The following is an 11,418-nucleotide window of genomic DNA, read 5'->3' as shown; positions in this document are numbered from 1 at the left end:
AGGCAGGCGTTGTGCCCGCGGGTGGGCCCCGGCGGTGCACGGACCTTGACAGGCGTCAGGAATCTGACGGACAGTCAGAAATCCTGATTCCCGCCCAGCGGAGGTCCGCGCCCGTGCACCTCGCCCCCACCCCCGCCCAAGAGCGGCTGCGCGCCGAACTCCGCGCGTACTTCTGCGATCTGCTGCCCTCCGGCGGCCCGCCCGACGACCCCGCCGAGCAGCGTCGGCTGCTGCGGCGCATCGGCGCCGACGGACTGCTCGGCATCGGCTGGCCCAAGGAGTACGGCGGCCAAGGGCGCGGCCCGGACGAGCAGTTCGTCTTCTTCGACGAGGCGTACCGGGCGGGCGCGCCCGTCTCGATGGTCACGCTCAACACCGTCGGCCCGACCCTGATGAAGTACGGGACTCCGCGCCAGAAGGAGTACTTCCTGCCGCGCATCCTCCGCGGCGAGACCGTCTTCGCGATCGGCTACACCGAGCCCGACGCGGGCACCGACCTCGCCTCGCTGCGGACCAGGGCCGTCAGGGACGGCGAGGACTGGCTCATCGACGGCAGCAAGGTGTTCACCAGCAACGCCCAGAACGCCGACTGGATCTGGCTCGCCTGCCGTACGGACCCCGAGGCGCCGAAGCACAAGGGCATCTCGATCATCCTCGTGCCGACCGACGACCCCGGCTTCTCCTGGACCCCCATCGAGACGGTCGGCGGGCTCACCACCACCGCGACCTACTACGACGCGGTCCGGGTGCCCGCGGCCAACCTCGTCGGTGAGGAGAACGCCGGCTGGGGCCTCATCACCAACCAGCTCAACCATGAGCGCGTCGCGCTCGCCGCCATCGGCTCGCAGGCCGAGGACTTCTACGCGGCGGCCCTGGCCCACGCCCGTACGACCGACCCCGACACCGGCTGCCGCCCCGCCGACCAGCCCTGGGTCCGGGCCCGGCTGGCGGAGGCGCACGCCCGGTTGGCCGCGACGCGGCTGCTCAACTGGCGGCTCGTCGACGACGTCGGCGCGGGCACGCTGAGCCCCGGCGACGCGAGCGGCGTGAAGTTCCTGGGGACCGAGAGCACGGTGGAGGTGTACCGGATGTGCCAGGAGGTGGTCGGAGAGGCCGGGCTGATACGGGGCGGCTCGCCGGGCGCGTTCGGGGACGGGAGCGGGAGGGGGAGCGAGGGCGGGAACGCCGGCGGCCCCGGCGGCGACGGGGAACTGGAGCGGATGAACCGTGCCGCGCAGATCAACACCTTCGGCGGCGGAGTGAGCGAGGTACAGCGCGAAATCCTCGCCATGATGCGGCTCGGCATGCGGAAGGGCCCCTCTCGGAGGGAGCGGTCCGATTCCGGGGCGGAGGACGTACGCGGCGGGCGGCGGGGAGGCGAGCGGTGACGGCTGCGGGTACGAGTACGGGTACGGGCGGGAGCGCGGAGTCGCTAAATGAGGCGCGTACGGAGGCGCGTACCGGCTCGGGCGCCGCTTCCACGGGAGGAGAGGCGGACCCGCTGTACGAGCGGTTGCGCGCCTACGAAGGGCAGGCCGCCGCGAACTCCGGCGTCGGCAAGGACCCCGTCAACGAGCCCATGATCAGGCACTGGTGCGAGGCGATGGGCGACGCCGGTTCCGCCTACCCCGCGACCGCGCCGGCCACGATGTTGCAGGTCTGGACGATGGGCGGGCTCTCGGGGAACGCCGGGCGGACGGGCGTGTACGACGAACTGTTCGCGCTCCTGGAGGAGGCCGGATACACGTCGATCGTCGCCACCGACAGCGAGCAGGAGTACTTCCGTCCGCTGCGCCCCGGCGACCGGGTCACCTTCGACGCGACGATCGAGTCCGTGTCGCCGCGCAAGACGACCAAGCTGGGCACGGGGTACTTCGTCACGACGCGTATGGACGTACGCGTCGACGGCGAGCCGGTGGGGAGCCACCGCTTCCGCATCCTCAAGTACGCTCCTGCGGCGAAGCGTTCCGCTCAGAGCGCGGCGGCGAAGGAGCGAGCCCAGCGGCCCCGGCCCGTCGTCAACCGCGACAACGCCGGTTTCTGGGAGGGCGTCGCGGACGGCAAGCTGCTCATCCAGCGCTGCGACGCCTGCCGGACGCCGCGTTTCCCCTGGCTGCCGGGGTGCGGCAGCTGCGGTTCGGCGCACTGGACGGCGTTCGAGGCGTCCGGCGCGGGCGCCGTCTTCTCGTACGTCGTCATGCACCACCCGCCCTTCCCGGCCTTCGACCCGCCGTACGCGGTCGGGCTGATCGAGCTGGCGGAAGGGGTGCGGATGATCAGCAACGTCGTCGGGGTGCCGTACGACAAGGTGCGCATCGGGATGCCGGTGGAGCTGGAGTTCCTCCGGGTGGACGCGGAGTTGACTCTTCCGGTCTTCCGCGCGACGGGTGACACCGGGGCCGGCGCTTCGGACTCCGACTCCGGCTCCGAATCCGATTCCAACGCCGCCGCGCACGGAAAGGGGCGCTGACATGGACTTCACCCCCACGCCGGAGCAGCAGGCCGCGCGCGAGCTGGCCGCGTCGATCTTCGGCGACCTGTCCACCCACGAGCGGCTGAAGGCCGCCGGCACGGGTTGCGACCCCGAGCTGTGGAAGACCCTGTGCGCGTCCGGGCTGCCGGGCGCCGTGGAGGAGGTCGGCCTGCTCGGGCTCGTACTGCTGCTGGAGGAGCAGGGGCGGACGACGGCGCAGGTCCCGTACGCGGCGACCTGCGCGTACGGGCTGCTGCCGGTCGCCGCGCACGGCACGGGCGAGCAGCGGGCGCGGCTGCTGCCGGGGCTGCGGGACGGGACGCTCGTGGCGACCGGTGCGTTCCCGCAGCGCACGGCGACGGCGATACGGGACGCCTCCTGCGACGCCGAGGGCGGCTGGCGGCTCACCGGGGTCTTCCCCGCCGTGCCGTGGCTGCGCGCGGCGACGCACGTACTCGTACCGGCCCGGCTGCCGGACGGCGCGGAGACCGGGTGCTTCCTGGCGGAGGTGGGCGCGGCGCGGTCCGTGGAGCCCGTGGAGCTCACCGCGCCCTGGTCGGCCGGGCGGCTGACCCTGGCCGGAACCCCCGCCGAACGGATCGGGGACGCGGACACCTGCGGGGCGGTGCTGGCGGCGGCCCGTACCGCCTTCGCCGGGTTGCAGGCCGGGGTGTGCGCCGGGTCGCTGGCGCGGGCCGTCGAATACACGACGGCGCGCGAGCAGTTCGGCCGGCCGCTCGCCGCCAACCAGGGCGTGATGCTGCGGGCCGCCGACGCCTATATGGACACCGAGGCGATACGCGTGACCGCCTACGAAGCCGCCTGGCGCCATGACGAGGGGCTCCCCGCCCGTACGCACGCGCTCACCGCCGCGTGGTGGGCGTCGGAGGCGGGGAAGCGCGTCGTGCACGCGGGGCAGCATCTGCACGGCGGCATGGGCGCGGACCTCGACCACCCCGTGCACCGGCACTTCCTCTGGGGCCGTCAGCTCGACGCCTATCTGGGCTCGGCCCCCGAACTCCTCGCCGAACTGGGCGAGTCGCTGACTCAAGAGCGAGAGCAGGAGCAGGAGCAGGAGCGAGAGCAAGAGCGGGATAGGGAGGCGGCGTGACCAGCCGAGAGCCGGTAGCGGGAGTGCGTACGGGTGATCAGCTGCCCGAGCTGCGCATCCCCATCACGCGCACCCTCATCGTCGCGGGCGCCATCGCGTCCCGCGACTACCAGGACGTGCACCACGACGCCGAGGCGGCGAAGGAGAAGGGGTCCCCGGACATCTTCATGAACATCCTCACCACCAACGGCCTGGTAGGCCGCTATCTCACCGACTACTTCGGGCCGGACGCCGTCCTGCGGAAGGTCGCGATCCGGCTCGGCGCGCCGAACTATCCGGGGGACGAGATGGTGCTGACGGGCGAGGTGACGGACGTCGGCGGGGAGGTCGTCTCGGTGGCGGTGCGCGGCCGGAACGGGATCGGCAACCACGTGACCGGCACCGCGACCGTACTGCTTCCCGATAACGACCTCGACGGGAGCGCCGCATGAGTGCGCGAGGCGCCGACACGCTCGGCGGGAAGGCGGCCGTCGTCGGGATCGGCGCGACCGAGTTCTCCAAGGACTCCGGGCGCAGCGAGCTGACCCTCGCGGCCGAGGCCGTACGGGCCGCCCTCGCGGACGCCGGGCTGCGCGCGGCCGACGTGGACGGCATGGTCACCTTCACCATGGACACCAGCCCCGAGATCACCGTGGCGCAGGCCGCCGGCATCGGTGAGCTGTCCTTCTTCTCGCGCGTGCACTACGGCGGCGGCGCGGCCTGTGCGACCGTGCAGCAGGCGGCGCTCGCCATCGCGTCGGGCGTCGCGGAGGTCGTCGTCTGCTACCGCGCGTTCAACGAGCGGTCCGGCCGCCGCTTCGGTTCCGGGGTGCAGCGGCGCGAGCCGTCGGCGGAGGGCGCGGCGCTCGGCTGGGCGCTGCCGTTCGGGCTGCTCACCCCGGCGTCCTGGGTCGCGATGACCGCTCAGCGGTACCTGCATACGTACGGGCTGCCCCCCGAGGTCTTCGGCCAGGTCGCCGTGGTCGACCGCCGGCACGCCGCCCGGAACCCGGCCGCGTACTTCTACGGCAAACCGATCACGCTCGCCGAGCACGCGGCGTCGCGCTGGATCGTCGAACCGCTGCGGCTGCTGGACTGCTGCCAGGAGACGGACGGCGGCCAGGCGATCGTGGTGACCAGCGTCGAGCGCGCCCGCGACCTGCCGAACCCGCCCGCCGTCATCACCGCCGCCGCCCAGGGCGCGGGGCGCGGCCAGGAGCAGATGACCAGCTTCTACCGCGACGAGCTGACCGGGCTGCCGGAGATGGGCGTGGTGGCGCGGCAGCTGTGGCGTACGAGCGGACTGACGCCCGGCGACATCGACGTGGGCATCCTCTACGACCACTTCACCCCGTTCGTGCTGATGCAACTGGAGGAGTTCGGCTTCTGCGGGCCGGGGGAGGCGGCGGAGTTCGTGGCTGCCGGGGAGCTGCCGCTCAACACGCACGGCGGGCAGCTCGGCGAGGCGTATCTGCATGGGATGAACGGCATCGCGGAGGCGGTCCGTCAGCTGCGCGGCACCTCGGTCAATCAGGTGGCGGGGGCGGCGCGCGCACTGGTCACGGCGGGGACGGGCGTTCCCACGTCCGGCTTGCTTCTCGGGGCAGACGGCTGAACGCGGGGCGTCTCGGCGCGCGGTGACCATGTGTCGGCACTTTGACTCGGCGTATGAACCGACTGATCTCACAGAGCCGGCTGATTTCGCAGTGCCGGCTGATCTCACAGAGCCGAGTGATCTCACAGAGCCGGCTGAACCGGCTGCGTCTGCGGAAGAGCTTCGTTGGATACACGGCCGCGCTGACGGCCACGGTCGTCTCGCTCGCCGGAGGCGTGGGCGTGGGCGCGCAGCCCGCATCGGCGGAGGGGGCGGTCGCCGCCGCGCGCATCGCCCCGGCCGACGGCCCCTATCCCGACCCCGACCCTGACCTCGATCCGGAGGTGAGCGCCGCCGATATCGCCGCCGACATCGGTCGGGGAACCGAGGACGAGGAGAGGGGGGCCGCCTCGGAGCGTACGGGCACGGGTAAGGCGACCCCGGCCCGTACGACCACGGGCGACCCGCGCGCCCGGGGCGCCTCCGTCTTCGAGGGCCGGGCCTTCGACACCTGCCACGCCCCGTCGCTGAGCACGATGCGCGCGTGGCGCTCCTCCCCGTACGGCGCCGTCGGCATCTACTACGGGGGCCGCGGCCGGGCCTGCCCGAAGCAGCCGTACCTCGGCCCCGGCTGGGTGCGCGGCGCCCGCGCCATGGGCTGGCAGATGCTGCCCCTGTACGTCGGCTCGCAGTCGCCGTGCGTCACGAACACCCACAAGAAGCACGTACGCATCGGCGCCCGCCCCTGGACGCAGGGGAAGGCCGAGGGGCGGGACGCGGTGCGCCGGGCGAAGGCGATGGCGATGGCGCCGCGCAGCGCGCTGTACCTGGACATGGAGGCGTACAACTTCCACAAGAAGGCGTGCGCCCGGACGACCCTCGCGTACATCCGGGGCTGGAGCAGCACGGTCCGCGCCCTCGGGTACCTGCCCGGCTTCTACAGCAGCGCCGAGTCGGGCGTACGGCACCTGGAGACCGCGCGGCGGGCCGGGGTGAACGACCTGCCCGACGCGATGTGGTTCGCCCGCTGGCACATGGGGCCGTCGGTCGACAAGGAGCGGGCGCTGGCCGGGGGAGCCTGGCAGCCGCACCGCAGGATCCACCAGTACGCGGGCGATGTGACCGAGTCGCACGGCGGCCGGCGGATGAACATCGACCGGAACGCGGTGGACGCTCCGGTGGCGGTCGTCAAGTGAGGCCGGTGTCCGGTGTCCGGGGCCCGCTGCCCGCTGCCCATTCTCGAATGATGTCCGGCTGTCATCCGATGGGGGCTTGCGCGCGTCATCCATGGTGGGGGGCGTGGATGCGGGCGTAGGCGGGGGCGTACGGGCCGGCGGCGCGGTACGGGCGCGGTACGGGCGTGGCCCAGGGGGCGGGAGAGAGCGGTCGGGGCTCGGGGGCTCGGGGTGCGCACCCTGACGAACCCTGATCGCTCTCCCCCTGGAGGAGGTGGGGAAACCCTGACCAGTACGACCTGAGAGGGATCGTTCTTCGGCACCTTCGGGCGATCCGCCGAGTACCGGCTCGCTTCTAGCGTTGAGCCATGACCACGCCTGTGTGCACGAGCGCATCCACTGCCGTGTTCCCGTCGTTCTCGTCGTACGTACGGGCCCGCGGACCGGTGCTGCTGCGCACCGCCCGCTCGCTGACCTCGAACCCGTGCGACGCCGAGGACCTGCTCCAGACGGCGCTGGCCAAGACCTACCTGGCCTGGGAACGTATCGAGGACCACCGGGCGCTGGACGGCTACGTCCGGCGGGCCCTGGTGAACACGCGGACCTCGCAGTGGCGCAAGCGGCGGGTCGACGAGTTCTCCTGCGACGATCTGCCGGAGCGCGAGACCGCGCCGACGCCGGACCCGGCCGAGCAGCAGGTGCTGCGCGACGCGATGTGGCGCGCGGTGCGCAAGCTCCCGGAGCGGCAGCGGGCGATGGTCGTCCTCAGGTATTACGAGGACCTGACGGAGGCGCAGACGGCCGAGCTGCTCGGGGTGTCCGTGGGCACGGTCAAGAGCGCGGTGTCGCGGGCGCTGGGAAAGCTCCGCGAGGACCCGGAACTGGAGAAGGCGGCGTGACGCCCGGGGCTGCGGAACAGTGGTGGGGCTCCCGCCGACGGTCCGCGCATTTTGCGGCGCTCGACGACCGATAACGAACAGCACCGGACCGTTCCCGGTGCCTTCCACCCCTTTTCGGGGCAGTTGTAGGCGCTATTGAGGTCATCGGCCTGTCATCCCATTCCCACTGGATAGCCTCCGCGTAATCGGCCGCCGGACGGCGCCACCAACGGGAGAGGGCGAAGGCGGATGCCTGCCTGGGACACGGAAAGCACCGGCGTGATCCCCGTACAGCGGATGCGGCCAGGGGACCACGCCTTCGTGAGCTACGAGGACGACGAGACACCGTGGGGCATCCTGACCGCGTTCGCGTGGACGGGGCTGACGCGGGGCGAGAGAGTGATGCTCTTCCCGGCGCCCGGAGTGCCCGAGAGCGAGATCCTCGACCGCCTGGACTCCTGGGGCCCGGCCGCGGCGGCCGCGCGGCGGAGGGGCCAGCTCGTGCTCAGCAGCATGCGGTCGCTGATCCTCCCGCACCGGAAGTTCACGCCGGAGCGCCAGTGGGAGGGCATCACGTCAGCGACCGAGCGCGCCGTGCACGACGGTTACCAGGGGTTTCGCGCGTACATCGACATGCACTGGGTGGCGGACCTCGGCGCGGACTTCGGCGCGGACATCGAGACGATGATCTACCGCGAGACGCACGCGGACCATCTGTTCGACACCGCCCCCGGCACCGCCCCGTACAGCGAGATCTGCGCGTACGACCGCCGTGCGTTCAGCAAGGAGGTGCTGGACGCCATGGCCGAGGCCCACCCGAGGAACCTGCTGGAACGGCTGGGGTCGTTGCATACGGAGTACGTCGAGCATGTGGGGTGTGGCGGGCAGACGGTGTACGGGCAGACGGGGTGCGCCGGGCACGCGGATTGCGCCGGGCACGCGGGGCACGCCGGGCACGCCGGGCACGCCGATGGTGTGGTGCGGCTGAGCGGGGACGCGGATCTGGCGACGCGCGCGGAGTTCACGGCCGCGCTGAAGGCGGCGATGGCGCGTACGCCGGCGGCCGGCCGGCTGGTCGTGGACCTCACGGATCTGCACTTCCTCAGCGCGGGGTGCGCGGCGGACCTGCTGCTCGCGGCGGGAGGGGCCGTGGAGGGGAGGCGGACGGAGGTGCGGTGCGACGCCTTTCAGGCTCGTACGCTGCGCAGGCTCGGCGCGGACGCCATCCGCCGGCTGGTGCTGGCGGAGGTGCCGGAAGACATCTGCCCGGCTCAGGGGAGGCGGCCATGAGGCCCGAGGACTGCGGCCGCTCCGTCGGCTCCGCCGGCGACGGGGCCGAGGAGTGGCTGCTGGAGTGCGACTTCACCGGCGAGGACCTGCCGGGCCTGCGGGTGGCCGTGGGCGAGTGCGCGGCGTGGGCGGGGCTCACGGAACCGCGCTGGGGCGAGTTCGTCCTGGCCGTCAACGAGATCGCCTCCAACGCGGTCGAGCACGGCGGCGGCCGCGGCTGCCTCACGCTGCGCCGGTGCCGCGGCGAGCTGGAGTGCCGCATCGCCGACGAGGGCCCCGGCTTCCCGGAGTCCGTCATTCCGGAGATCCTTCCGGGGCTCGACGGCGCGCATGCGGGCCGGGGGCTGTGGCTGGCGCGGATGGTGACCGATCGGTTGGTCATAGGGGGCGGGGCGACGGGGGCGGCGGATGCGGTGAGCGCGGCGGGAGCGGCGGGGGCGACGGGGGCGACGAATGGGTCGAATGACGCGGCGGGTGCGGTGGTGACGCTGGCGGTACGTATGTGACGTGCTGAGGGGCTGACGTGCTGTGGGGCTGAGGCGCTGTGGGTGCGGTCGGGACACCAGTGCGGCAGGGGGCTACGTACACCCTGAATGGACGGGTTGGGCGGATGGTCCGGGCGGGGGCGGTGGCGGGAGGGTGAACGCATCGGCCCGACGGCCCGTTGCCCCTCGTTTCTCACCGCTCCTCATCGTTCCGCATCGCTCCAAGGAGAAGCCCCCATGACCGACGGTTCCCACACCTCCCAGCGGCCCCGGCCCGGCGGCGTTCGCGCGCAGCCGTGGTGGACCAAGCGGCGGAAGAGGGGCGCGCTGGCGGCCGTAGTGGCTGCCGGGCTGGCGGTGGGCACCACGCTGACCGTGGCGAACGCGCAGTCGCGCGGGCCGGGGGACGGGGTGCGGCAGGGGCTGAACCGGCTGGTGCACGACGACGGCTACCCCGCCGCGCTGGCCGCAACGCTCGGGCGGGACGGCCGTACGCACGACTACGCGGCGGGCGTCGCGGACGTACGGACCGGGGCGAAGGCGCCGGTGGACGGGCGGGTACGGGCGGGGAGCAACACGAAGCCGTTCACCGCCACGGTGGTGCTGCAACTGGTGGGGGAGGGCAAGATCGACCTGGCGGCGCCGGTCGAGAAGTACCTGCCGAAGCTCGTACGGGGCGAGGGCATCGACGGCCGCCGGATCACGGTGCACCAGCTGTTGCAGCACACCAGCGGACTGCCGGACTACACCCAGTTCATGGAGGCCCCGAACGGCAAGGGCCGGCATCTGTACGTACAGCCGCGCACGATGCTCGACCTGGCGCTGGCCCACAAGGCGAACTTCGAACCCGGCAAGGGCTGGTCGTACAGCAACACCAACTACCTCGTGGCCGGCCTGATCGTCGAGAAGGTCACCGGCCGCCCGCTGGCCGAGGAGATCGACCACCGGGTCATCCGTCGGGCCGGGCTGCGCCACACGTACTTCCCGGGCGCGGGCGACGAGTCCATACGGGGCGCCCACCCCGAGGGCTACCTCGCGGCCAAGCCGGGGGCGAAGCTGGAGAACATCACCAAGATGGACCCCTCGGCGGCCTGGGCCGCCGGCCAACTGATCTCCACCCCCGGCGACTTGAACCGCTTCTTCTCCTCGCTCCTCGGCGGCAAGCTCCTCAAGCCGGCCCAGCTGGCGCAGATGCGCACCACGGTGCCGGCACCGGGCCTGTGGCCGGGCGCCCGGTACGGTCTCGGCTTGATCAGTACCCCGCTGAGCTGCGGCGACGGCCTGATGTGGGGCCACGGCGGCGACATCCCCGGCTACCACACCCTGGCAGGCGCCACGGACACCGGCCGCGCGGCCACGGTCGCCACAACAGCGGACGGCCCGCCGAGCGAGCGCGGCCCGGCGAATGTGCAGGGCGTGGTGGAGAGGGCGCTGTGCGGGTGAGGTGAGGCCGGGGGCGGGGCGGTATTGCCGGTGGGCGGGTCCGAGACGAAACCCGCACCCGCCCACTCCGAATACCGCCCCACTCGGCAACGCCGCCACCCACTCCCCGAGAGGTAGTGACATACCCGCAGGTACAGCAGCAGAATCAGCGGTACCTACTCGCGCGTAACCGGCTACCGGGAGGCACCCCCGATGCAGAGCACCATGCAGGACGTACCGCTGTTGGTGTCGAGGATTCTGAGGCATGGGTCGACCGTTCACGGGGCGGCTCAGGTGGTCACGTGGGCCGGGGAGGAGGGCGCTCGGCGGCGGAGCTTCGCCGAGGTCGGCGACCGCGCCGCCCAGCTGGCGCACGCGCTCCACGACGAGCTCGGGGTCGGCGAGTCGGATGTCATCGGCACCCTCATGTGGAACAACTGCGAGCATTTGGAGGCGTACCTCGCCATCCCCTCCATGGGCGCCGTGCTCCACACCCTCAACCTGCGGCTGCCCCCGGAGCAGCTGGTGTGGATCGCGAACCACGCCGCTGACCCCGTCATCCTCGTGGACGGCAGCCTCCTGCCGATGCTCGCCGCCGCACTGCCGCAGCTGCCGGCCGTACGGCACGTGGTCGTGAACGGCCCCGGCGACCGTTCCGTACTGGACTCCGCCCTCGGCTCCGTACCGGACGGCGCGGGGATCACCGTGCACGAGTACGAGGAGCTGATCGCCGGCCGCCCCACCACGTACGACTGGCCCGATCTCGACGAGCGGCAGGCCGCCGCGCTCTGCTACACCTCCGGCACCACCGGCGAGCCCAAGGGCGTCGTCTACAGCCACCGTTCCGTGTACCTGCACTCCCTCCAGGTCAACGGCGCCGACGCGTTCGGAATGAACCCCGCCACCGTCTGCCTTCCTGTAGTCCCGATGTTTCACGACAGCGGTTCTAAAAGACAGGGAGCGTTGGCCTGCTTGCCGCGGACCGGAGCGGCCCCGGTACCTCCGATGAGG

11 protein-coding genes are annotated in these 11,418 nt (G+C 72.3%); all 11 read left to right on the top strand.

The window, feature by feature from the left end; translation table 11 throughout:
* Window positions 1-113: 113 nt before the first annotated feature.
* On the top strand, window positions 114-1,388 hold the full coding sequence (locus tag ACFU99_RS17420; RefSeq protein WP_384392380.1) for an acyl-CoA dehydrogenase family protein: 1,275 nt from the start codon (window positions 114-116) through the stop codon (window positions 1,386-1,388).
* 113 nt (window positions 1,389-1,501) lie between these two features.
* Window positions 1,502-2,470, top strand: coding sequence for a bifunctional MaoC family dehydratase N-terminal/OB-fold nucleic acid binding domain-containing protein (locus ACFU99_RS17415; RefSeq protein ID WP_384392386.1), 969 nt, complete (start codon window positions 1,502-1,504; stop codon window positions 2,468-2,470).
* Between the two features lies 1 nt (window position 2,471).
* On the top strand, window positions 2,472-3,584 hold the full coding sequence (locus ACFU99_RS17410) for an acyl-CoA dehydrogenase family protein (RefSeq protein WP_384392377.1): 1,113 nt from the start codon (window positions 2,472-2,474) through the stop codon (window positions 3,582-3,584).
* 23 nt (window positions 3,585-3,607) lie between these two features.
* Window positions 3,608-4,015 (top strand): MaoC family dehydratase, encoded by a 408-nt coding sequence (locus ACFU99_RS17405; protein WP_384392383.1) that lies wholly within the window; start codon window positions 3,608-3,610, stop codon window positions 4,013-4,015.
* Complete coding sequence (locus ACFU99_RS17400; protein WP_384392374.1) at window positions 4,012-5,178, top strand: lipid-transfer protein; 1,167 nt, start codon at window positions 4,012-4,014, stop codon at window positions 5,176-5,178. Before ACFU99_RS17405 ends, ACFU99_RS17400 begins: the two co-directional genes overlap by 4 nt.
* Before the next feature lie 116 nt (window positions 5,179-5,294).
* Entirely contained in the window at window positions 5,295-6,353 is a 1,059-nt protein-coding gene (locus ACFU99_RS17395) for a DUF1906 domain-containing protein (protein WP_384392371.1), read from the top strand.
* Between the two features lie 347 nt (window positions 6,354-6,700).
* Window positions 6,701-7,231 (top strand): SigE family RNA polymerase sigma factor, encoded by a 531-nt coding sequence (locus ACFU99_RS17390; protein ID WP_384392368.1) that lies wholly within the window; start codon window positions 6,701-6,703, stop codon window positions 7,229-7,231.
* A gap of 228 nt (window positions 7,232-7,459) precedes the next feature.
* Complete coding sequence (locus tag ACFU99_RS17385; RefSeq protein ID WP_384392365.1) at window positions 7,460-8,500, top strand: MEDS domain-containing protein; 1,041 nt, start codon at window positions 7,460-7,462, stop codon at window positions 8,498-8,500.
* Window positions 8,497-9,006 carry an ATP-binding protein gene (locus ACFU99_RS17380; protein ID WP_384392362.1) on the top strand — a complete coding sequence of 170 codons (510 nt, stop codon included), beginning with the start codon at window positions 8,497-8,499 and terminating at the stop codon, window positions 9,004-9,006. Before ACFU99_RS17385 ends, ACFU99_RS17380 begins: the two co-directional genes overlap by 4 nt.
* Window positions 9,007-9,222: 216 nt before the next feature.
* On the top strand, window positions 9,223-10,428 hold the full coding sequence (locus ACFU99_RS17375) for a serine hydrolase domain-containing protein (protein WP_384392359.1): 1,206 nt from the start codon (window positions 9,223-9,225) through the stop codon (window positions 10,426-10,428).
* 192 nt (window positions 10,429-10,620) lie between these two features.
* Window positions 10,621-11,418, top strand: a 798-nt coding sequence (locus tag ACFU99_RS17370; RefSeq protein ID WP_384392356.1) for an AMP-binding protein, incomplete at its 3' end; no start/stop codon positions are given.

This window comes from Streptomyces sp. NPDC057654, assembly GCF_042800135.1.
Taxonomy (GTDB): Bacteria; Actinomycetota; Actinomycetes; order Streptomycetales; family Streptomycetaceae; genus Streptomyces.
Note: the sequence above shows the minus strand (reverse complement) of the source record. Positions and strands in the feature narration are given on the sequence as shown.